At 62.5% G+C, this 21,409-nt stretch carries 20 protein-coding genes and 4 pseudogenes; 15 read left to right on the forward strand and 9 right to left on the reverse strand.

From position 1 onward, the window contains the following. Window positions 1–488: 488 nt before the first annotated feature. On the forward strand, window positions 489–857 hold the full coding sequence (locus tag E3T55_RS10780; RefSeq protein WP_134519581.1) for a hypothetical protein: 369 nt from the start codon (window positions 489–491) through the stop codon (window positions 855–857). Window positions 858–1,172: 315 nt separating this feature from the next. Here E3T55_RS10780 and E3T55_RS10785 read toward each other — a convergent pair whose 3' ends face one another. Further along, window positions 1,173–2,606 carry a PASTA domain-containing protein gene (locus E3T55_RS10785; RefSeq protein ID WP_166791751.1) on the reverse strand — a complete coding sequence of 478 codons (1,434 nt, stop codon included), beginning with the start codon at window positions 2,604–2,606 and terminating at the stop codon, window positions 1,173–1,175. 264 nt (window positions 2,607–2,870) lie between these two features. After that, window positions 2,871–3,368, reverse strand: a complete 498-nt coding sequence (locus E3T55_RS10790) for a hypothetical protein (protein ID WP_134519583.1) — start codon at window positions 3,366–3,368, stop codon at window positions 2,871–2,873. Window positions 3,369–3,622: 254 nt separating this feature from the next. Here E3T55_RS10790 and E3T55_RS10795 point away from each other — a divergent pair, with 254 nt between their 5' ends. The 3 genes from E3T55_RS10795 (at window position 3,623) to E3T55_RS20275 (ending at window position 5,240) form a co-directional block, all read left to right on the forward strand. Beyond that, window positions 3,623–3,883: a hypothetical protein gene (locus tag E3T55_RS10795; RefSeq protein WP_134519584.1), complete on the forward strand. Its 261-nt coding sequence runs from the start codon at window positions 3,623–3,625 to the stop codon at window positions 3,881–3,883. Window positions 3,884–3,973: 90 nt separating this feature from the next. Next, a complete protein-coding gene (locus E3T55_RS10800) occupies window positions 3,974–5,029 on the forward strand; it encodes a C-terminal helicase domain-containing protein (protein WP_134519585.1) in 1,056 nt (351 codons plus the stop codon). 55 nt (window positions 5,030–5,084) lie between these two features. Beyond that, complete coding sequence (locus E3T55_RS20275) at window positions 5,085–5,240, forward strand: hypothetical protein (RefSeq protein WP_166791752.1); 156 nt, start codon at window positions 5,085–5,087, stop codon at window positions 5,238–5,240. Between the two features lie 51 nt (window positions 5,241–5,291). On the opposite strand, the gene E3T55_RS10805 is transcribed toward E3T55_RS20275, so the two are convergent. Both E3T55_RS10805 and E3T55_RS10810 read right to left on the reverse strand, forming a co-directional pair. Continuing rightward, complete coding sequence (locus tag E3T55_RS10805; RefSeq protein ID WP_134519586.1) at window positions 5,292–5,552, reverse strand: Txe/YoeB family addiction module toxin; 261 nt, start codon at window positions 5,550–5,552, stop codon at window positions 5,292–5,294. Next, the gene (locus tag E3T55_RS10810) at window positions 5,549–5,800 is read right to left on the reverse strand and encodes a type II toxin-antitoxin system Phd/YefM family antitoxin (RefSeq protein WP_134519587.1); all 252 of its coding nucleotides are present in this window, start codon (window positions 5,798–5,800) and stop codon (window positions 5,549–5,551) included. Before E3T55_RS10810 ends, E3T55_RS10805 begins: the two co-directional genes overlap by 4 nt. A 377-nt stretch (window positions 5,801–6,177) precedes the next feature. Between E3T55_RS10810 and E3T55_RS10815 the strand changes: the two genes are divergently transcribed. The 8 genes and pseudogenes from E3T55_RS10815 to E3T55_RS10850 all read left to right on the forward strand — a co-directional run bounded on the left by E3T55_RS10815 (window position 6,178) and on the right by E3T55_RS10850 (window position 12,487). Then, on the forward strand, window positions 6,178–6,375 hold the full coding sequence (locus E3T55_RS10815; protein ID WP_134519588.1) for a hypothetical protein: 198 nt from the start codon (window positions 6,178–6,180) through the stop codon (window positions 6,373–6,375). 628 nt (window positions 6,376–7,003) lie between these two features. Continuing rightward, window positions 7,004–7,693, forward strand: a complete 690-nt coding sequence (locus tag E3T55_RS10820; RefSeq protein WP_134519589.1) for a hypothetical protein — start codon at window positions 7,004–7,006, stop codon at window positions 7,691–7,693. An 86-nt stretch (window positions 7,694–7,779) separates the two neighbouring features. After that, a pseudogene (mobF, locus tag E3T55_RS10825) lies at window positions 7,780–8,304 on the forward strand (MobF family relaxase); the annotation flags it as partial. Between the two features lie 126 nt (window positions 8,305–8,430). Then, window positions 8,431–8,703, forward strand: coding sequence for a type II toxin-antitoxin system RelE/ParE family toxin (locus tag E3T55_RS21190; RefSeq protein ID WP_166791753.1), 273 nt, complete (start codon window positions 8,431–8,433; stop codon window positions 8,701–8,703). Between the two features lie 20 nt (window positions 8,704–8,723). Then, window positions 8,724–9,797 carry a HigA family addiction module antitoxin gene (locus E3T55_RS10835; RefSeq protein ID WP_166791754.1) on the forward strand — a complete coding sequence of 358 codons (1,074 nt, stop codon included), beginning with the start codon at window positions 8,724–8,726 and terminating at the stop codon, window positions 9,795–9,797. 121 nt (window positions 9,798–9,918) lie between these two features. Continuing rightward, window positions 9,919–10,484: pseudogene (locus E3T55_RS20785) on the forward strand (relaxase domain-containing protein); the annotation flags it as partial. A gap of 175 nt (window positions 10,485–10,659) precedes the next feature. Further along, on the forward strand, window positions 10,660–11,175 hold the full coding sequence (locus tag E3T55_RS10845) for a helix-turn-helix domain-containing protein (protein WP_166791755.1): 516 nt from the start codon (window positions 10,660–10,662) through the stop codon (window positions 11,173–11,175). Further along, window positions 11,162–12,487 (forward strand): HipA domain-containing protein, encoded by a 1,326-nt coding sequence (locus E3T55_RS10850; RefSeq protein ID WP_134519593.1) that lies wholly within the window; start codon window positions 11,162–11,164, stop codon window positions 12,485–12,487. The genes E3T55_RS10845 and E3T55_RS10850 overlap by 14 nt, the downstream gene beginning before the upstream one ends. A 143-nt stretch (window positions 12,488–12,630) precedes the next feature. Here E3T55_RS10850 and E3T55_RS10855 read toward each other — a convergent pair whose 3' ends face one another. Genes E3T55_RS10855 through E3T55_RS10870 form a run of 4 tightly spaced genes read right to left on the reverse strand, consistent with a single transcriptional unit; the run spans window position 12,631 to window position 15,377 of the window. Continuing rightward, window positions 12,631–13,233, reverse strand: coding sequence for a TetR/AcrR family transcriptional regulator (locus tag E3T55_RS10855; protein ID WP_241993007.1), 603 nt, complete (start codon window positions 13,231–13,233; stop codon window positions 12,631–12,633). After that, window positions 13,221–13,733: a TetR/AcrR family transcriptional regulator gene (locus E3T55_RS10860; protein WP_134519594.1), complete on the reverse strand. Its 513-nt coding sequence runs from the start codon at window positions 13,731–13,733 to the stop codon at window positions 13,221–13,223. The genes E3T55_RS10855 and E3T55_RS10860 overlap by 13 nt, the downstream gene beginning before the upstream one ends. Next, window positions 13,684–14,268 carry a hypothetical protein gene (locus E3T55_RS10865; protein ID WP_174775462.1) on the reverse strand — a complete coding sequence of 195 codons (585 nt, stop codon included), beginning with the start codon at window positions 14,266–14,268 and terminating at the stop codon, window positions 13,684–13,686. Before E3T55_RS10865 ends, E3T55_RS10860 begins: the two co-directional genes overlap by 50 nt. 23 nt (window positions 14,269–14,291) lie before the next feature. Further along, window positions 14,292–15,377: a site-specific integrase gene (locus E3T55_RS10870; protein WP_198418557.1), complete on the reverse strand. Its 1,086-nt coding sequence runs from the start codon at window positions 15,375–15,377 to the stop codon at window positions 14,292–14,294. Between the two features lie 353 nt (window positions 15,378–15,730). On the opposite strand from E3T55_RS10870, the pseudogene E3T55_RS10875 reads away from it, so the two are divergent. Then, window positions 15,731–15,872, forward strand: a pseudogene (locus E3T55_RS10875) (IS481 family transposase); the annotation flags it as partial. Here E3T55_RS10875 and E3T55_RS20790 read toward each other — a convergent pair. After that, window positions 15,815–16,344: pseudogene (locus E3T55_RS20790) on the reverse strand (hypothetical protein). The pseudogenes E3T55_RS10875 and E3T55_RS20790 sit on opposite strands and share 58 nt — an antisense overlap. A 279-nt stretch (window positions 16,345–16,623) precedes the next feature. Between E3T55_RS20790 and E3T55_RS10885 the strand changes: the two are divergent. After that, the gene (locus E3T55_RS10885; protein ID WP_134519595.1) at window positions 16,624–17,094 is read left to right on the forward strand and encodes a hypothetical protein; all 471 of its coding nucleotides are present in this window, start codon (window positions 16,624–16,626) and stop codon (window positions 17,092–17,094) included. A gap of 38 nt (window positions 17,095–17,132) precedes the next feature. Further along, window positions 17,133–21,332 carry a hypothetical protein gene (locus E3T55_RS10890; protein WP_134519596.1) on the forward strand — a complete coding sequence of 1,400 codons (4,200 nt, stop codon included), beginning with the start codon at window positions 17,133–17,135 and terminating at the stop codon, window positions 21,330–21,332. Window positions 21,333–21,409 lie beyond the last annotated feature (77 nt).

The raw sequence follows: 21,409 nt of genomic DNA on the forward strand, positions 1-21,409 counted from the left end.
CGATGTGTTGACACCGTGTGTAACCGAAGTGGTGAGTGCGTTTGTAAACAAAGTGGTGAGCGCGGATGTAAACAAAGAGCTGAGTGATTACATACCAACAACGTGGACTAGCCGTACCGAGACGGACTACTCGCCACCTACCTGCATCGTAGGTGCCAAGCCCCTGAGAAGACCCGGACTCAAGCGCGCAAAGGTTCGACGCCGGATGCGCCCGTGCCGCCGGCGATGAAGCTCGGCGTCCGGCGGGGTACTAGGACAACGGGGCGGGAACGCGGACGGCAGGACTCTCCCACGGGAATCCACTTCTGACGTGTACTGGGGGCCTCGAATCGACCGAGCGAATGCGGTCGATGACATAACCTGTGGCCATGTCCCGATCGCTAGGCGTAGCCGTCGCCTCCGCCGCACTGCTCGCCACGCTACTCAGTGGATGTAGTCCTAGCTCGTATACCAATGACGAATCGGAGCTCGAACCCGTAGGTGAACCCGTGGTTGTTGACCCTGACACGGAGGCGCGGTCGTTTGAGTGGAACTCAGCCGAAGTCGTACCAGCTCCCGTTGTTAAGGAACTGCCCGGCGGCGGGATCGCGTGGGACGACGCGGTCAACTATGCCGGCACGGCGCAGCGCGTCTGCGGGCCTCTTGCTGGTGGTGGCAACTCTGACGACGACGTATTCCTCAACCTTGGCCGTGACTACCCTGATTCAGAACGCTTTCAGATCGTAATTTGGGACGTCGGCGGGCTCGAGCCGATTGACGGCCGCGTGACCCTGTGTACCTCGGGGCCGATCACGCTATACGAGGGCGTGGCTCAGATCGAGCTGACCGACCCGAGTCTCATCGAAATTTACGAGTAGTCGGCTTCCAGCTCGGGCCCCGGGACAACCGCCGGGAACGCCACAAGGCCGTGCGCCGGGCCAAGGACCGCGACGCGGCTGCCTACTTCAGCGACCCCGCACTGCCCGAACACTTGCGCTAGTTGACGGTCTTCGCCGCGACGTTGATGGAGCTCATTCTCACTAACGGCACCCGCAAGCTGCAATTGGCTACGGGCTACGTGTCGAGCACAAGACTGTGGGTCTCTCGCCATCGCCGGAATCAGTGTGGGGATAATTATGTCGGTGGCCCACAGCATGCCGTGGATCTGGCTCACTCTGGAGTTGCGCGGTGATCTATCCGCAGGAGACCACCGAGTAAGCGCCAGTCGACGTTTTGGTCTGAACTACTTCACCGTCGACAATTATTTCGCAGGTAATCCAACCATCCCCAGAATTCATCTGAGCATTGAAGTTGCCGCGCTCATAGACACTCGGTACCGACGATGGGTACCAGGTTTTTGTCCAGGGCAGGGACTCTCCGTTTGCTTGCTGAATGGAGAAAGTACCCGGCGCTGCCCATGTGATCATTCCTCGGCTCGCGCTGCTGGTAATGGCGAAAGAGAACTCGTGACCGATCTGCGCTTCGATCTGGGCTCCTACCGGCATTACTGTCCCAGCTGCGTAGACCTGACTTCGAACAATGCCAGTACTCGAGAGTGGGAGTGCGTATCCGGAAAAGCCAAGGTCATTTAGCGCTTGTTTAGCCTCGTCGCCGGTTTTTCCAGCTAGATCAGGAACGACGGCTGTCGGCCATTGTGCCCGCACGTCCACTGCATCGCCGATAAGCAGAACATCGCCAGGCGCAGCCGACTGAGAATCCACGAGCCAGGTCCCAGATTTCCCAAGCTTGGCTGTCAACGTGGCGCTCTCCTTAGAGCCCCAATAGCTGTATTCGAGGTAAGCGAGATCGAGTTTGAATTCGGCTGGCAGCGGACCGCCATAACTTGGCTCGGACGATTGCTTTGCTGACAGGCCTACCTGCTTGAGAAGGCTCAAAGCCTCCGCCGATGGCATCCCCGCTAGATCTGGCACTTGGGTGATGGGAAGTGCAAGCGTTATCGAGACATCAGAACCTGCCCGAACCGATTGACCTGCACTTGGGCTCACGGTCGTCACCGTCCAGCTGTCGACGTTTGCCGTTTCTGTGAGCGCGAATTCGGCACCGGTGAAATCGACATCGCCCGTCACGTCCAGTTGCTCTGCCAAGGCAGCTAGGGCCACGGGACTTGCGTCTTGATTTAGCCCAGGTCCAGTTGGATCGCCTGATTCCAAACGCAACAGTTGGGCCTGAGCGGGTTGGCCGCTCAGGCCGTTGGCTGCCAAAACTTTCTGGGCGTCGGTCAGTGGCATGCCGCCGATATCTGGTATTTCGACCTTGTCTAGGTCGAAATCAAACGAGACGACCGTTCCAGGAAAAACCCTTGCGCCGGCAATTGGATTCTGGGTGCTGATCGTCGTGAACTTCTGGATGTCGTCTGTCGGAAGTGGACTATCGGGCTCAAGACCTAGTTCCAGCTCGCTTGCGGCCAATCCGGCTTCGGGCACCGAGAGTCCCGCAAGATCGGGGACGACGACTTTCTGAGCCTCGACGGTTAACCAAGAAATGCCTGCGCCAATGACTAGGAGGCACGCTGCGGCAAGAACAATCCGCCTGCGAAATTTGGGGTGCGCACGAAATCTCGTCCAACGGGAGGAATTGTGTTGGTCTTGAACGACTCGAGATGACACCGTTCGTCCTTCGGGGATCTCAGCCCCACTGCGTTCTTGCATCCCCAAGTTTCCTTGCTGCCTTGCTCATCCCCATAGGCACGCCCGCCGAACATTCTCGACTGCGCCGGTCAATGTTCTGATTATGCCGCAGTCAGCCCAGGAACGACTATCTCGCGCGAGGAAGTCGCCGGCGGGACCCCCGATCGGATGGACTGCTAGAGAGATACGAACAGATTCCCGTTCGCGTCGATATGCGAGGGAGAAATCGAACCGAAGAGTCCGCTACCGCAATCGAGCGCGCGCGGCGTCACGTACCTTCGGGTGCGGGTCGTCGGCCATGATCGCAAGGAGCGAATCGTCGGCTTCCACTTCGCCCACATACTTCAGTCGGTGGTCGAGACCGCGAAGACCGATCATAGACAGAAGTTGAGGAGTGCCCCCTGGTCCAGTCGGCGTCCAGTAGGGCCGCACGCCGAAGATCGGTACGCTGGGGTCAGAGTCGTAGGCCTTCAGCCATAGGCGCGCTGTGCTTGCGAGCAAGCCCCCCGAATTCGCAACTTGCAGAGCAACCTGACGGTTGTTCTCTTTGGCATCCAGATCCTCGCCTTGCGTTGTGTCTTCAGGTATGGACTTTCTCTGGGATAGGGCAAGTCCGACACCGGACAACGCAAGGGCACCTAGGCCCCATGGCATTCCAGCTGCGAAGCTGTCTTGCTCGAATGCACCGTATCCGACAAGAAGCCCGCTAATGAAGAATAGTCCGCCAAGAAACTGTCGCATGGCCAGTATTGAATCAGACCGGCTGTGAGTGCCTCTAGCCCACACCCGGGGGCTATTTCTGCAGATCTCGGATCGTGCTCTGATTTCGTAGACAACTCGGTCGACGCCGGCGGCGCGTTCTCGTCTCTGGGTGCACGACCGCGCGGATGCGCCAGAGATGCTCGACGTGCACGAGTGGGAGAAGCGGCGTCTCTCTACCTGCGGAAGGGTGATCCGTCGCGACCGACCTGCACTCGGCGCACAATCGGTAGCGTGTGGGCAATACCGAGGCGATGACGGATGCTGCCTACGCGGCCTGGCGGGCGGACATCCGCTCGGGTAAATCGACCGTTCTGATCAGTGATTCAAACGAGGCGGTGGCAGCTCTGAACGTGCGGGCGCGCACAGAGCTGATTCTGGAGGGGCGGGTCGACGCTCGGCGCGAGGTCGAGCTGCACGACGGATCCCGTGCCGCGGTTGGCGACCTGGTGATCACGCGGCGCAACGATCGGCGGCTGTGTGCGGCGCGCACCTAGGTACGCAATGGTGATCGGTGGGTCGTGGTCGGGGTGCGGCGCGATGGCGGGGTCGAGGTTCGACGTGCGGGTCGGCGGCGGGGGAGCGCGGTGGTGCTGCCGGCGGCGTATGTTACCGAGCATGTCGAGCTGGGGTACGCGGTGACGTCGCACCGGGCGCAGGGACTGACGACCGATACCGCGCATGTGGTGGTGGCGACGAGCATGCCACGGGAGAACTTCTACGTCGCGATGACGCGCGGGCGCGAGGCGAACACCGCCTATGTCGCGATCGACCGCCCGGATGTGGCGCATGTGGGGCCGCGGGCCGGGGACGATCCGGAGGTGTCGGGCCGCAGCATTCTGTACGGAATTCTGCAGCACGTCGGCGCCGAGCTGTCGGCGCACGAGACGCTGGCGGCCGAGCAGGATGCCTGGGGTTCGGTGGCGCAGCTCGCCGCGGAATACGAGACCCTTGCTGCGGCCGCGCAGCACGACCGGTGGGTCGCGGTGGTGAAGGGGAGCTGGCTCACGCCGGCTCAGGCTGACGCGGTCGTCGAGTCGGATGCCTTCGGGCCATTGGCCGCGGAGCTGCGGCGGGCTGAGGCCCACCACTATGACGTCGCTCAGTTGCTGGCGCGGGTGGTGGTGGCGCGCCGGTTCGAGGATGCCCAGGACATCGCGGCGGTACTGCACGCCCGAGTTGCAGGGGCGCTGGCTCGGGACGCCGCGGCTGGACGATCTCGCCGATCGCCGCGCTTGATCGCTGGGCTCATTCCTCCTGCCCTCGGTCCCATGGACCCCGCCATGCACCAAGCCCTGGCCGAGCGCAGCAACCTGATCGAGTCGCGAGCGGCCGCCGTGCTCGATGCCGCACTTCTTGCTGGGGAGCCGTGGACTCGAGCGCTCGGCGCAGCGCCCCACGGTTCGGCCGCCGCCGCATGGCGCCACAGCGGATGCACCGTCGCGGCCTACCGAGACCGCTACGCCATCGTAGGCATCAGCCCCCTCGGCGCCGTCCCCGGCTCAACCGCCCAGAAGCTCGATGCCGCCCGCGCCCGTGCCGCCCTCGAGGCGGCCCAGCGCCTGGCGGCCAGCCGCAACGAATTTTCTGCTCCTACGCGGCCGGCTTCGCTGGAGTTTGCACGGCACCTCCCGTCGCGATGAAACGCAGACCCGGGAGTGGCGGGATCCAATCGGCTTTCTAGACTCGTCGAGCACCGTGGCCGACATTGTCTGGCGCAGCCAGGTCCGCGAGGGCGACGGATTTCATCCGGATGCCGCCGGCTACGAACAGCTTGCCACGATCATCAGGATGCCAATCCTCGAGCGGCTCGGCCTGCACGCCAGCGACGCGCCCAACGCTCTAACTCAATAAGAAAGCGCTCCGTAAGCCGAACCCCCTACGGGAACTGAGCTAGACCTCGGGTTAGTAATGTTCGCGGGCTTGCAGGATGACGATGTGGTCGTCCGTGACGTAATAGACCAAGCGGTTCGTGTCGTCGATGCGGCGGGACCACGCGCCGGAGAGGATGTGCTTGAGAGCCTCGGGTTTGCCGATGCCAGCGAACGGATCGCGCAGTGCGTCGGTAATCAGCTGGTTGATTCGCTTGAGAGTCTTACGGTCCTGAGTCTGCCAGTAGACGTAGTCCTCCCACCCATTCGGGTCGAAGGCAATCGTTCGACTCACGCGTCGAAGAGATCGTGCTGCTCGAACTCGCCACGCCGGACCCGCTCAATCGCCGTGAGCAACCGCTCGGCATTGGCGGGGCTCCGCAGCAGGTACGCCGTCTCGGTCATCGCGTCATAGTCCTCCTTTGAGAGGATGACAGCGTTTCCGTGCCGGGATACGACCTCGACTGCGATGTGGTCGTCGTTGACCTGCTGGATGAGCCCGAACAAATTCTTGCGTGCTTCCGTCGCGGTAATCGCCGACATGATTGCCTCCCTGAGTAGTACTTGATAACGTACCACTCAAGGATGCGGTGAGGGAAGTGCTCCGCTCCCGAATGGGGAACCCTAACCGGGCCCAATTCGATCGTGCCCGCGTCGCCCGCTGGTAAGTCGCAGCTCGCGCCCCATACTGACAACATGATCGTGGACGAGGATATTATTCGGATACTCCAGAGCTTAGATAGCTGGCGGGGCCCTGAATGGCGAAAACGAGAAGAGCCCTACGACTACCGCATCACCGGCGTTGTCGCANCGAAGTGCAGCAACGCGACGGCCTGACCGCCAGGCTAGTTGTCTCCTTGGCGTCCTCGGATTCCCCCCAGTATTGGTTATATGCGCCGCCCGCAAATGCGTGGGATTGGGTGACCCAGCTCCTGATCTGGATAGACGAAGAAGTGTTCACACTTGGTCTCGGCGCGAGTCGCTCCCGCACGGCCTCCGAAGGTGTCAGCTACGTGACTGTCGAACCCTATGGATGGCGGAGGAGCGACGAACACGATCACCTTCGCCTCAAAGCCGCCGCCGGCCCTGATGGCTGGCACGGCAATATCTCCGACTAGCAAATCGCTGCGTGAGCCCTGCCGATTGAAGGTTCCCGTAAGTGGGACGGCTACCGCGACGGATCTGGGGCCAAACCACTTGGCGACCGAGTGCGCCGACGTTGTGTCACAGGGGAACCTCCCACGGGACGGCCCGTTTGCTGCGAGAACTACTTCGTTTGGCTCCGGTTTGTCTTGCCTCGAAAAAGGCGCAATCCAAGAAAGATAAGCCCAACAAGCCCGAGGACCACGAGACCGCCCAGAATATAGCCGCTCGTGGCGACGTTTCCGGTGATACCCGCCTGGAAAGTTGTGAGTGCAAACCTGGCCTCAGGCTAGCCCCATGGATCGCCGGCGCACAAATGCCCACGATCGGCGAGCAGGGATCAGCACCACCACAAAAAGCCAGATCAAGAGCCCAGTTTGTGGTGCCAGCTCTGGCCCAGCCAACCGCGCTCACCCCGCACGACGAACCCTACACGGGATGCGTGGGGCAGGGAGTCGCCCCGTGCTGAGCTCAATCAGTCGATTAGGTCAATGCTCGGTGCTGTCTCAGCGAGACGCTGGAGATCTCGACAGCGTCCTCGAGTGCTGGTTTGGAATGTGGTTTCGCGTGCTTGCCGCGTTGATGGGTCGATAGGTTGTGAGCATGTACTTCTCAGAGCGCGCTCCAGAGGACTTCCCGGCACCCCCGACTATGGCGAAGGTGGTCGCCGAATTTCGGGTGCCGGTGATGTCTTTCGTTTCCCAGCCCGCTGTGGAGGTGCGAAGCGTCTCGACGACGGGGTCGTCCATGAACGGAGAGCCAACCCTTCTCACTTCGGTGTCACTCTCGTACACGTTTTGGCAGGTCCCCGGAGATCACGAGGATCCGGTCAATTTGGCAGATCTCGCGCCGGTGGACCGTGCGGCGCTCGAGGCACCGCCAATTCGGCCGCTGCCGGATTGGATGATGGAACAACGCGAGCTGATGCGCTATCCGATGCTCTGGGAAGCGGTCATGACCACCCGCCCGTCGGACGACGGGTCGCAGACCCTTGAGTCCACACTGGTCGATCACCTCAATTACATCGTGATGAACACATTCCGTGAGCAGCGCACAGTTGGTGGATTTCCGGGCGACCTCGATTCACCCGCGACGAAAAAGCACATCGAGCAGACATCCGTCCGCGTTGATGGTGTCGACCTCCCGGGGATGCACCTGGACACCGACCCTCACGTTTACGGCGTCGGCGTTGCTCTCAGTGATCGGATCTTGACCGCGGTCATCGCTCGCGACCACCTCGCGGACATCACCATCGCCTTTGAGACGCTCGCTTCGCATCCCGCCGTGGTCTGACGGTGCGCACCTGACGTGCCACCCACCCAGCGAGCACCTGCAAGAGGGACGGCTACGGCGACAGATCTAGGGCTGATCTGACGGAGAGGGCGGCGCGCGCCGCGGCATCCGCTGACGAAGAACCGGCAACGAAGAGGCGGCGGGCCGTGGCGGGGTATGACTTCACGTTTTCGATTCCAAAGTCGGCGAGCGTGCTGTGGGGTGTGGCCGACGCCGGTACGCAGGAGCGCATTGCGGCGGCGCATCATGCGGCGGTGGCCGAGGTGGTCGCCTATATGGAGCGTGAGGTCGCGGCGACGCGCACCGGCACCACCGGGCAGGGCGGCGCGGTCGCGCACGTGGACGTGACCGGCCTGATCGCGACGGCGTTCGACCATTTCGACAGCCGGGCGGGGGATCCGCACCTGCATACACACGTGGTGATCAGCAACACGGTGCAGACCGGGCTCGACGGCAAGTGGCGCTCGCTCGACGGACGGCCGATACACGAGGCCGTGGTGGCGCTGAGTGAGCTGCACGAGACCCTGTTCGCCGACGCGCTCACCCGTTCGCTCGGTGTGCAGTGGGAACCGCGGGAGCGGGGGCGCGATCGGCACCTGGCGTGGGCGGTGCGGGCCACGGTTCTGAGCTGCTCGATGGCGTTGCTGAACGTCTACGATCGTCGTAGCACTCATTGATTTCACCCCAAAGGTGAAATCGGCGGAGGGTGCAGGGAGGTTCGCTATGACGATGCTGATTTGCAGAGGCTCGCGACTGATGCTGACTTTCATATGCTCAGATACGGGCGGGATCTCAAAAGATCGTTTCGCAAGGCGATCGGTCTTCTGGAATCGTCCTCAAGCCAAGCGGAGTTGAGGAACTTTCGGGGACTCAGGCTGTTACTCCTGAAAGGAGATCTCAAGGGCCCGCACTCTGTTCGTCTTAATCCGCAATGGCGACTAATTATCGAGTTCAGAACCAATGCCCAACACCAAGAGATCTTGGTCATCAAGATCGTCGACTACCACTGAGCAATCGTGAGGAGGACACAATGAGTGATCTAGCGAACCGCACCATAGCTGAAGCGTTCCCTGTCGGGGAATATCTTCGTGACGAGATCGAGGCGCGCGACTGGAGCGTAAGCGAGTTCGCGCACATTATTGGCCGGCCGTTGCAGGCGGTATCGGAAATTCTCAATGGTAAGAAGTTGCTCACTGTGGAAACTGCCGTCGAAATCGCCCGTGCCACGGGTACTGAGGCGTTGACATGGCTCACCCTGCAGAACCGGTACGCGCTGTGGGCGCAAGCGGAGGCGCACGCTCCGAAGCTCTTGGACATCGAGCGGCGGGCTGCTTTGGCGAATCTGGTTCCGATGGCCGAACTCAGAAAGCGCGGACTTATCCAAGCCGGCGATGTGGCCGTGGAAGAAGCGCAGGTCTGGTCTGTCTTGCGGGCTGCTCCAGGCGCGCATCGGGCTAATTTCGCTCTCGCGGCGCGTCGCACCTTGGAGGCCGAGCCGCTCTCCCCGGCTCAGACGGCTTGGCTGGCTTTTTCCGCCAAGGCAGCTCGTGACCTCAACTCGTCGTCATACGACGGCCCAGGCTTGAAAGAACTGGGCGAAACCCTCACGAGAAGGCTCTCAACCCTGGATGCGCTATCGAGCGTACCGGCTTTGTTTGCGCAGGTGGGCGTTCGCGTGGTGCACCTTGCTGCATTCAAGTCGGGCAAGATCGACGGAGCCTGTTTCACGGACGAGAGGGGCCCAACAATTGCAGTTTCGGGCCGCGGAAACGCTATGGACAAACTCATCTTCACGCTTCTTCATGAGACGGCACACGTGGTGCTGGGGCACGCCAATGACGGGATCGTCATTGATGATCAAACCGACCCCCAATCAATGGATGACCAGGAACGAGAAGCGGATGCCTTGGCGTCGTCTTGGACGCTGCATCAACCGCTGCCGAGTGGAGTGCGAATCTCCGCGAAAGAGGTGGAACGATGCGCGACTGTTCAAGGCGTTCATCCGGCCTTGGTCGTTGGTCGGTTGCACTTCGACGGCGTCGTGCCGTGGGGGCATCTGAACGGGCTGGTACCCAAGGTTGACGCGATTCTGGCTCGCTGGTGAGGTCCTTAGATAGCTGACGGCGTTGGACTTCGAGCATCCGGAGCGGCGTGCTCCTCCACGGCACGGCCGAGCTCGCTTCAACGCATAATCGCAAACACCGCGCCACGCCTCGTCAGGATTGATGGCGCGCACCTTCGTCACGACGACGGAGGTGGGCGCGGTGACGGTGTCGATGCGGGTGATGAGTGCCGGGGACGGCCACAAGTACCTGCTGCGCACCGTCGCTGCCAGTGACGGCGACCGTTCGATGTCGACTCCGCTCACTCGGTACTACATCGCGGAGGGCACGCCGCCCGGCCGCTGGCTGGGTGGCGGTCTCGCCGGACTCGGCGGCGGCCTCATCGTCGACTGCGACCGGGTCACCGAGGCCCAGCTGCAGCTCTTGGTCGGCCTGGGACGAGACCTGGTTACCGGCGAACCGCTCGGGCGGCGGGCACTGCGGCATCCGCTGACGATGAACCGGCCTCGAAGCGGCGGCGAGCCGTGGCCGGCTATGACTTCACGTTTTCGCTTCCGAAGTCGGCGAGCATCCTGTGGGGTGTGGCTGACGCGGCTCTGCAGGAGCGCATCGCGGCGGCGCACCATGCGGCGGTGGTCGAGGTGATGGCGTACATGGAGCGCGAGGTTGCGGCGACGCGCACTGTCACCACCACCGGGCAGGGTGGCGCTAACTCGCCGGATGTAACTCGCCGGACTACCGCGACGACCAAGGGCTACTCGCCACTGATGGGTCGAACAGCGATTGCGCCAACTCATCGCTCAAGTGGAACGCTACTATTCCATTCACTGTTTTCTCGATATAATGGAACCTCAGTGTTCCAGTGTCTGAGCATGGAATGCCGCTATCCCCCTGGAGGCCGATGTGCTCGTCAACGACCTGGTCGAGCTCGGTGCACTCATCCACCGGCGCCGCACTGAACTCAACCTTTCGCAAAATGAGCTTGCCCACACGGTCGGCACAACCCGCCAATGGGTGTCGCGCCTGGAAAAAGGCAAGAATGACATCGGCACTGCCCGGCTGCTCGCGGTCCTTGGTGTACTGGAGTTGAATGTCGAGATCCGGCCGCCGCGCCTCGAAAGCGCCGCATTGGCCATCCCGGGAGACGTCGGGGCACCATCGTTGATCTCGCCCCAAATCGAGCGCTTGCTGGCCAGAATGACGGACGAGACTCAGGCGCTTCGACCAGACGCTTACTCACCCAGTATCGGCCTCAGGCTGCCGGATCGCACAGCCAGCTCGTCGCTGAATGTGCTCGACGCGGGTCGTCGGCGCATCTTCGAGGCGAGCCTGAAACTCTCACAGCGAGCCGCAGAGGCAGACACAGAGACAGAGAAAAGGACAACTACAGAGGCAGAGCCCGACGATGCCCAGTCTTGACGTGTTCCTCTACGGTGCGCATGTCGCCATGCTCGAACTGCTTGCACCGTTGCAGTATCGCCTCACCTATCGCGCCCAGTGGCTGGACGACCCGAACCAGATGCCGGTAAGCCTGTCCCTGCCTGTTGGCGCGGCACCGATCACTGGGCCAAAGCTCACATCCTTTCTCGACAATCTGCTCCCCGACAACGCGGATGTCCGCGAGCGGTGGGCAGTCCAAGCCGGGCTGGCCACTGCTGAGCCGTTCGAGCTCCTGCGCGCCTACGGCACCGACGTGGCCGGAGCCATCCAGTTTGCCGAACCGGGCACAGACCCGAACCAGCAAAGCAACAGTGCCAGCAACCCGATCAGCAATGCCGAGATTGCAGCGCGAATCCGCGCGATCAGGGAGGACGACACCAGCTGGCAAGATTCCGCCCGGAACACAGGCTCCTTCTCCCTCGGCGGCGCCCAGGGGAAGTTCTCGCTCGGGAACGCCGGTACCGGCTGGTACGAGCCGACCGGTAGCCACCCGACCACGCACATCTTCAAGCCACGGGTGCGTGGCCAGAAGGATGGCGAGCTTGTTGAATTCGTCGCCATGACCGTTGCTCGCATCATCGGGATCGACACCGCTGGCGTACACCTCAGCTTGTTCGACGGCGAGCACACCCTCGTCGTGGAACGCTTCGATCGGTTGGCTATAGGTGCTGGTTCTGGTTCTGGTAGTGCTGCGATCCTCCGCATCCACCAAGAGGACCTCGCCCAGGCATCCGGCGTCACCCGACTGCAGAAGTACGAGAGCCGCGGAGGCCCTTCCTACAGAGACGTGCTGCGCCTTCTCGATACTCACGTGTCTGACGAACACAAAGAGTCCTCAAAGCTGACCTTCGTTCAAGCTCTCGTGTTCTCCTGGATGGCCCTGAACACCGATGCTCACGCCAAGAACTATTCCGTCTTCATTCGCCCCGACGGCGCCGCACTCACGCCGCTCTACGACGTGAGCAGCTTCATCCCGTACGCCGGACGGGCGGACGACGATCACCACAGGACCGGCGCTGCATTCCGAAATACGAACCTCTCAATGCGAATCGCAGCAGACTACGAAGCGGGCAAGCACTCATGGTTCGAGTGGGGCGCCGTCGCCCGAGAAGCCGGCCTCAGCCGCGTTTTGGTGACCGACTGGGCGAGTGCGGTCGCGGATTCACTGCCTGAACTGATTGCAGAGGCTGCGTCGATGCTGCCGTCGCACCTCCAGACCGACACCATCGCGCGGCTCGTCGAACGCACCCCGATTCGCGCAGCTCAGGTGGTCGCGGCGATCGCTCGCTGAAGCCACTAGCGGGTGTGGGGCCAGACCAACTGGCCGGGCTGAGCATCCGTCACAGCGGTGAAAACAGATGCCGCGAGCGGCTGCATCTGCGTCAGGACTGCGTCGGGCGTCAGCCCGGAAGTGGGGACATCAAACGGAAAAACTCACTGAGAGGCGGTATACCCGGTTGCACGATCGCGGATCGGGTTGAGCTGGGCCTCGGCGGCCCACATGGCGGCGTCGGCGATGTCGCGAGCGTCCATGCCGAGCTCTCGGTGCATGGTCACCCAGGTCGCCGAGGAGTCCAGGTGGCAGAGTGCGGCCACGAGGAGACGCCGCTCGGGGGCGGCCAGAGAGGGCACCTCGGCGCGCAGCATCGTGTCGAACCGATCGCGGTTCGGCGCGGGCTCCGCGCCGTTCACGCCGCGCATTGCCGTCTCCGCGACGACGTGAGCCAGTTCCGGGCGCCGGTTGTAGGCATCCATCGCCTCGCGGATCGCGATCGGTACATCAAAAATGGATGCCGGTTCCCGCCTGCTGAAGATCGTCTGCTCGATCCACGCCGCGGTCGCCAGGAGCAGGTCGATACGCGTGGGGTAGTGCCGGAAGACGGTTCGCTCCCCGACGCCAGCCCGAACGGCGATCAGGCGGAAGGAGATGTCGTCGGTGCCGACCTCCTCGATCAGTTCGGAGTAGGCCCGCAGGATCGACGCTTCGCTCGCTGAAAGTTCAGGCGTCGGGCTGGCCTGCGGCGTCAGACGGCCCAAGTCGGGTTTCTCACCGTCGCGAGGGTCTGGAGCATGGCTCGTTCGAACGCCGCGAACGTCTCGTCGGCCCCCATGTCAAAGCCGGTCCGCATCCGCGCCCAGAAGATGGGGGAGGCAAAGTACCGCGCGGTCGCCGCGATGCGCCGCGTGTCGCGGTTGTTCAGCGTTGGCGCCTCGTGCGCGAGCATGGCGAAGATGGCGGAGGTAAGCGGGATCGACGGCGTTGCGGTCGTGGGCGAGAGTGCCGCCCCGCGCGCCGCCACAAAGGCACAGCCGGGCGACCGCTCGTAAGCCTGGAATCGGTCGTGGACCGCGTCGCGGAACTCCGCCAACGTGCGGAAGTCGGGGAGCGGAAACTGCTCGGCTTCGATCCAGCTCGCCAGCGCTTCGAGGAGGTGCGACCGGGTCGGGAAACGCCGGTAGACGGTGCGCTCGGACACTGCGGTGGCTTCAGCGAGATCGAGGTAGGAGATGTCTTCGAACGTGTGCTCCCGCAGCAGCGCGACCGTGGCCTCTGCCGGTGTTGATTTGTGTCATGAGTTCGCGGTTGGCTCCGCGGGCAGCTGCAAGGTCCTGATCGCGTTGTTTGAGCGCCTCGCGGAGATCGATTATCACCTGTTCGAGGTCGGTGATTCGCGAGGTGAGCTCGTCGTAGTCGGCGGGTCCGCCCAGTCCGGCTTCGCTCCAGGCTCGATGGCCGAGCCCTTGGGATAGCTGTTTTTCTAGTTGTTGGACCGTGTCGGCGAGGCGCCTCGCTCGGTGGTGAGCCGCGGCCAGATCCGCTGTCAGTGAGGCCCTGCTTGAGATGGGGCCGCGGGTAGGGTCATCGGACGGTTGCGATTGGACGGTGTGCAGGTGTTCGATGAGGTCGCGGTGACGATAGAGGAATGAGCGGTCGACGCCTGCTCTGCGAGCAATGTCCGCGGCGCTGACGCTGGTGCCTGCGCCCTGCGCTTCGGACAGCGCCGCCAGCACGCGTTCGCGTCGACGATGGGTATCTGAGCGGCGGCCCATGATGGCCGCGGCGGTGCGCACGTTTGGTGGCTGTCCGGTGGGGTTCATGGGCGTTCCAACCGGATATCGGGCTGGGGCTGGCGGATTTGGGGCATTCCGAGTGAAACGGTTCGGTGGCGGCGCAGGAGGGTCACGGCCTGCTCAACTTCGGTGCGTTGCGTCGGGGTGAATAGGTCAAGACAGGCTTCGACCTTGCTGATCAGCCGGCGGATGCGGGTGATTTCGGTTTGGGACGGGAGTGCTTCGTCGCGTGCCCAGTCGTCCAAGTCTTGGGTGGCGAGGAGTTTCTCGCGGTTGCGTAGCAGGTCCGCGAGGTGGGCGTTTAGATCGGGCAAGTATGACACGTCGGTGCGAAAGTGGTCACAGCCCACGCAGCGAAATCTGTAGGGACATGCATGGCCATCGGCTTGAACATTGGACGGTTCGGTGCAAACACCGAAGGGAACAACGACCTCACCGATGGCCCGGCGGGCTTGCTCGGAGTCGAGAAGTTCTTCTGCTTGGTGCCAAAAACGGTCACCGTGACGGTCGAACTGCATCGCAGCAATTTTTTCGACGGCGTCGCGGCGACGCTGCTGTCCGACTTGGTAGTAGCCGCTGGTGGTGTCGAGCTTGCGATGATCCATGAGTTCACGGAGGACATCGATGCCGACCCCGGCGTCAGCGTGGCGCTGAGCGTAGGCATGCCGGTAGGCGTAGAGAACAGCGCGGCTCTTATCGAGTTCGAACCCATCGTTGGTGTGCAATACCGGCATGGCGCTCATCCATGATCGGTGGTGGAAAGCGACGCTGAAAGCGGTGAGTGACTTGTGACCGTCGGGGTTCCTCCGGTCGGTAGGCAACAATTTCAGATCACACACCGGTGTGTCTGGGAAGCGGCCTTGGACCCACGCCTGTTGGGCGATGATCAGGTCGGCGGTGGTGGAACTGACCGGGAGGCGCCGGGCCAGCCTGTTAGCTTTGTGGTTGTCATAGAGCAGGACGGGCAACCCGTCACCGTCGTGAGTGAGGCAGTCGAAGGCGAGGTCAGCGATTTCCTCGGGCCGCCGGCCGGTATCCATGATCAGCTCGACGGCCGCGCGCATCGGTGCGGAGGGCAGCTCATCCAGATGGGTGCAAATTTCATGCATAATCTCGGGCGGCAGGCTGCGACCGCACTCCCCATGCTCGGGAGTGTCGAGGATATCGTGCGAGCTAATCGTGAAGTCTTGCCCGAGACCACCGGCGACGGCTCCGGGGGTGACGTGCGAATCGTCGTCAGCACGAAGCGGGCCTCGCGGGTGGTTCGGATCCGGGCGTCGGTGCTGATTTTTCCCGTCGAGGCGAGGTAGGCCAAGCGGTTCAGGAATAGAACGATATCCGTCCGGCCCAACGCGACTGGCATCACGCCGTTGTCGGGACGCAGCCGCAGCGACTGCGACAGCCGAGCCAGCGAGCCCACATGATGCCGCATGTTGAGGCCAGCGTTTGTGCGACGACCCAGACGGCCAGGCGCACGGAGCGGCGGATCATCGCGCTGCGCTTCACCCGGAGGTGGGGACCGCACCGGATCGGCTACCACCTGCGCCTACCGCAGTCGACGGTGTCGAAGGCCCTCAACCGGTACCGGATGCCGCTGCGGGGGCATGTGGATCTTCGAGTCGGCGCGAGCATAGAACGCGGCCGCGGCCAAGCGTCGTTTGGTGACGTCGTCGGCGACGAACTGCACGAAGTCCTTGTCGCGGTCGGTGATCGGGATGTACTCGAGGGCGTCGATGGATTGTTCTCCCGGCCAGACAGCCTGGCGAGTTTGCCGGTCTCCTTCCAGGCGTGTCCCCGACGTGGCGACCCAGTCGTGGAGGCGTTGGCGGGCGTTGGCGGGCGTCGGCGAAGTCGCGGTGCCATCCGAAGGGGGCAGAGCTGATCGGGGTCGTAGGCGCAGAGCGCGGAGAGTTCCCAGACAAGTTCGGGGTGCCGATGCCAGAACGGCGGCACGACGGACGCTGGGAGCCCATACGTCCGTCGTAGCCAGTTCACCCACCGGTTGAGTTCGACCCATTCAGTTTCGGCTTCGTCGACGGTGACGGCGGGCGTTGGCCCTGGACCGCCCCGTGACAGCGACGAGCTCGTCCAGAATCACGTCTTGACGTTCTTCGACGACTTCGCATAATCGGCGGCGTATTTCTTCGTAATTTTCCTAGGCGTTGCCATCGACGGGTCTATCCCTCATCGTCACCGCCGTGCCCATAGCGGCCCGTGATTTCGCGAGCGTTTCTCAAATGAGCTATGCACCCCGTTTCGCGAGCACTATAGGTGAGTCTCGTCGGCCCGTTGCGGAGAGGTCAACCGAAGAGGAAACTTGGTGCAGCAGGCGTTGCCTGCCTACGGAGGTGCGGGATGGATCCGATTTCGTTGATCGTGGTGGCCCTCGCAACCGGGGCCGCTGCCGCGCTTAAGCCGACGGCGGAGGCAGCGATACGGGATGCGTACGCAGGTCTGAAACGTCTCATCACCGACCGCTACAACCAAGTCGATGTCAGTCCGGTAGAGCGCAATCCCTCGTCTCAAGCCAAGCGGAGGTCACTCGAAGAGGATTTGCATGAGACTGACGCCGCGGCGGACGATGCGCTATTGCAAGAGGCAAAAGAGCTTTTCGACCTCGTCGCCAAGGCCGACCCGGCCGCCGCGAGGGGTGTCGGCGTCGATCTAGAAGACATCGACGCCGCGTTTGTAGACATCGACCGGGTCCGATCTGGCGGAATCGGTGTCCGAGGACGCGGGTGGAATGTGACCGGCGGCGTCCGGATTTCGAATGTCGAAGCGGGCGGGGATGTCTACCAAGAGAGACCGCAGCCGGACCCTTCATAGGGGTGGGCCCGCAAAGCCGACAGCGTTCGTCTGCCCCGTTGTTCAGCCTGAAACACTCGAGCGTCGGCGGCGACGTCAACATCATTTCCGGGCCGGCCATTCCCGACCTCTACGACGCCTACAAGGATTTCTCGCAGGAGATGACGTTGACGGCCGAATTCGTCGGCCGAGGCGAGCTGTTTGCTGAACTCGAACGATTCGAGGCCACGCACCGGAAAGGCTACTTCCGGTTGATTGCCGACGCAGGGCTGGGCAAGACAGCAATCGCGGCGGAAGTCGCGCACCGGTTCTCCTGTGAGGCGTTCTTCGTCAACGCAAGTCGCAACCTCACCACCGCAAAGCAGTGCCTTGGCCACCTTTGCGCCGCACTGATCACTCGGTATTCGCTCCCGTACGATCACCTCCCCGCCATCGGTGAGGATTCTGCGTTCTTCTCCCGAATCCTCAGCCTGTCGGTCCAAAGGGCGGAGGGCACTATTTGGGTCGTGGTCGACGGGCTTGATGAGTCCGTCGATTCGGGCGCCGGGGGCAACGTCCTTCTGTTGCCGCCCCAACTGCCACCCGGGGTATTCATGCTCGTGACACAGCGACCAGGCTCCTACCCACTTCGGACAAGTCCTGACACCGTGATCCACGACTTCGTCATCTCGGCGGACTCGCCGGCCGAGCGCGCAGACCTCCGGACGTTCCTAGTATCTCAAGCCGGACGTTCCGAGATTCTGGCGCGACGGATGGCCGCGAGCACGCCGGTAACCATCGACACCTTCGCAGATGACATCCTCGACGCTAGCGAAGGCAACTTCATGTTCACCAGCTTCCTGCTCGCCGACATCGCTGAGGGGCTCCGATCTCTCGATTCCGCCAGCTTGGCGGCTCTTCCACACGGCCTTGCTGGCTATTACGACGAAATGTGGCGGCAGATGGCGAAACTCGCCGCCGGAGATGGGATCGACTCCTGGAGACAGCTATACCGACCAATCGTCGGGCTTCTGGCCGTTGCCGGCGAACCTGTGGGTGCCGAGTGGCTGGCAGCACTCATCCAGGCCTCACCCTCCGACGTCCGACGCGACGTGCTCCGCGCTTGGCGCCGCTTCGTCGTAGTGACGGGTGAGCCTGGGCAGGAGCGCTGGCGGTTGATGCACAGGTCCTTCCATGATTTCCTCGCAATTAGAGACGAGCTTCACATGCCAGATCTGCACGCGAGGGTTGCGGCGCACTTCGCGGATCAGTCCATGTGGGCGGACTTCGACGGGTACGCATCTCGGCATCAGATCGACCATCTCGCTAGTGGTGGCGACGTTGATGGGGCACTCGCGCTTGTTCGAAGTCGAGATTGGTACGTCCGACAGTTCAAATCCGATCCGAGTGGAGGTCTCTTTCGCGCGGACGTGATCGCAGCGGGGCGCGCCGCAGCCTCCGCCGACATTGATCAGATGGGTAATGGTTTGCCCGCTCAATGGCTGGGCGACGAGATCTGGATGGCGCTGTACGCGGACACCTTCGTGAGCTTTCTCCGGAGCGTTGGACCCAGGACATTGCGTTGCCTCGTGGAGGTTGGTGCGCTTGGCGATGCTCAGGCCCTTGCCATGTTAAACCGCGACCCTCTGGCGACCGGGCGTGGGATGGCTCTTGTCTGGTTGGCGGACCTACTACGCCCGGAGTTGATCGGGGAGGCACTCGAAATCGCACTCACTCTCGAACCGCACGACGCCCGTACCCGAGCTCTCCTGGAACTCGCCAAGCGATTGCCCGACGAGCTAGCGACGGAAATACTCGAAGCCGAAACTCGTGCGGTGCTCGTCCTCGCCGAAAGGGACGGCGAGACGATTGACGAGCTAGCCGAACTGGTCGAGGCGCTGCCCGATGCTGACCTCCGTTTGGACCTGTCGCGAGCGATCTCCGTCGCCTCGCAGGACGATGACGCCGAGCAACGGGCGAATCGGCTCGGCAGCATGGCTGCTGGGCTGAGCAAGTACCCCGACCTCATTGAGCAAGCGACGGTGGCGTTTCGAGGTTCGTTGGACTTGTCAGAGTGGCTGGAGGCCTACATTGATCTCCTCACATTTGGGGCCGCAGATGTTCACCCCGAGTGGGTCGTCGAGGCACTGGACCTTGCCCGAGCCATCGATGATCCGGCCCGGAAGAGTGCGACCCTGGTTGCCATAGAGCCCCTCCTCGTCTCCGGCACTCGCCGTGTGGTCGGTGCCGAGGCGTTGGCGAGTTGCCTGCAGATTGAGGACGCTGACGCACGTCTGGAACAGCTCGCCGATCTACTAGAGGTAGACGTGGTCTCCAGCGAACGTGGCCGAATCATCGATGCCTCTCTTGAAACCGCCAGGCAAGTCGCCGAACCGATCGCTCAAGCGGAAGCGATCGGAACGATCCTCCCCTTCCTGCCGGAAAGCCGCGTCGACGAGTACCTTGCTGAAGCGGTTGCGAATCTCGGCCTCGCAGCGCCAGCCGACCGAGCCAACGCGCTCACGCGGATTGCCGAGAACATGGCGGTGGGCTCCCGAAGAAGTCACCTTCTCGACGAGGCTCTCGTCAGCGCGAGGGAGCTCACAAATGACCTTCATCGGGCCAGTGCGCTGATGAACGTAGCGATCCACATGTCCGCCCATGACGCTCGGTCGATCGTTGTCGAGGTGGCTCAACTGCCGGCGGGACTCGTTGCAGTTGGAAGTACGCAACCCGATCGGGTCGACCGTGTCCTTCTTCTCGCGGCCCTCGCTCAGTCCAGAGACTTCACGGGACAAGTCGAGGAGCTTGCGATGGGCCTAGTCGATGCCGAAGTCCGTCCGTATGATCGCGCTCGTGCCTTGACCGCTCTGATTCCGATCCTGAGCGCGTCACCCGGAGCGGCCGCGCTCGTCGAGGTTCGCCGCCTTATCGGTATCCTTGACAATCCCGCGGAGAGGGCGGAACTGGGTATCACGATGCTGAAGACGATTGTAAGCCCGACGGCGGATGAGCTCTTCGAATGGACAATCGAGTCCGCTCGAGACATCCAGCCGGGTCACATTGCCTTTACCGGCACGGTGAACACGGAAAGTCTTGTGGTGATGTACGAAAGCATGTCGCCCCTAATGGGACGCAAGACCCAGGCGCTGCTTGCAATCGCCGAGATGGACGATCGGCCGCAACGGCGCGACTCCCTACGCGACGAGGCCTTCGAAGCGATTTTCGACCTGCCCGCAAACATGCAGGTCGAGGCTGTGCTCGCGGCGGCTCCTGTGCTCACAATTACTCAGTGTAAGCAATTGATCCGCGACTACGGCCTGATCCTAAACGATCCGAAGCGCAGAGCCTTCGTGGAGGCTGTCGCGTCGATCGAGCCAAACGGCGCTAGCGCCTTCAGCGACACGGAGGACACCGCCGACACCAACTATTCACTCGAGCAGGCCCTTCCAACTGAGTCCGCAGGCGATACGACCGCGCAACCGGATGAGCGCGAGTTCTCCGTCAGGGTTGTCAGATGGCGCGGGTTTGAGGACCTGTACGGGTTCAATCGAACGCCCGACCAAATAGCCATTGACTTCGACATCGATATCGATAGCGATATCGATACAACCAAGGAACTGGAGATCGGCCTTGAGGCAATCGGTGCATGGGCGCGCCAGCTCGCCGACGTTGGCCACACGCAAGTCCTGGATGTTCCACTACAGGCTTCAGAGTTCTCGACCGGAGCAGACTGGTATCGCGCTATCGGAGCGCTACTCGTACGGATCGCGGAGTTGAGTTCAGGATTGGACGCGAAATACGAGGCGTCCTCGATCTGGCCGGATTTCGTACCGCCTACTGTCGCAGCGTTGCTCGCTCAGTATCAGCCAGCATCGGAGCGGGCGGTGCTCATCGGTGAGGCCGTGCGCTTCGCAAAGTCCATAACCGACCCCATCAGCCGCGCGATGTGCCTTGCGACGCTCGTCGGTTCGGCGGGTGCGCCGCATCGGGGCGACGCTGAGACCGCCCTCGCGGACGCTATCGCGGAGTCGCGGGCGGCCGAGCGGGGGCTCTACCGCAGGCTAGCGATGTACTTGTTGCGCCCGACGCGGTCGGAATTGGTGTGGCCGCGTTTGCGACTGCAGCTTGCTCAAGAAATGATCAGCGATACTTGGGATCGTCAGGATCTTCTTCAGAACCTCCTCGAGATACTTCCTACGCTGTTGAATCTGGGTGGTGAGCGCGCTGCGGACACGATTGCGGCTGCCGTGGCCGACGTTTCAGTGCGTTGGCCCTAGGAGGCTGCTGAACAACTTTGGGCACGGGTTTGGATTTTTAAGGCGCGCCTTCCGCGGCTGGGCTCGTGGTCGTTAAG

Source organism: Cryobacterium frigoriphilum (assembly GCF_004403305.1).
GTDB lineage: Bacteria > Actinomycetota > Actinomycetes > Actinomycetales > Microbacteriaceae > Cryobacterium > Cryobacterium frigoriphilum.

Excerpts from the sequence above, each read along its gene's own strand:
- E3T55_RS10810 (WP_134519587.1), bottom strand. The coding sequence starts at position 5,800 with ATGTCGGCGATTACCGCGACGGAAGCACGCAAGAATTTGTTCGGGCTC.
- E3T55_RS10820 (WP_134519589.1), top strand. The coding sequence starts at position 7,004 with ATGTACTTCTCAGAGCGCGCTCCAGAGGACTTCCCGGCACCCCCGACT.
- E3T55_RS10850 (WP_134519593.1), top strand. The coding sequence starts at position 11,162 with ATGCCCAGTCTTGACGTGTTCCTCTACGGTGCGCATGTCGCCATGCTC.
- E3T55_RS10790 (WP_134519583.1), bottom strand. The coding sequence starts at position 3,368 with ATGCGACAGTTTCTTGGCGGACTATTCTTCATTAGCGGGCTTCTTGTC.
- E3T55_RS10885 (WP_134519595.1), top strand. The coding sequence starts at position 16,624 with ATGGATCCGATTTCGTTGATCGTGGTGGCCCTCGCAACCGGGGCCGCT.
- E3T55_RS10835 (WP_166791754.1), top strand. The coding sequence starts at position 8,724 with ATGAGTGATCTAGCGAACCGCACCATAGCTGAAGCGTTCCCTGTCGGG.
- E3T55_RS10870 (WP_198418557.1), bottom strand. The coding sequence starts at position 15,377 with ATGCATGAAATTTGCACCCATCTGGATGAGCTGCCCTCCGCACCGATG.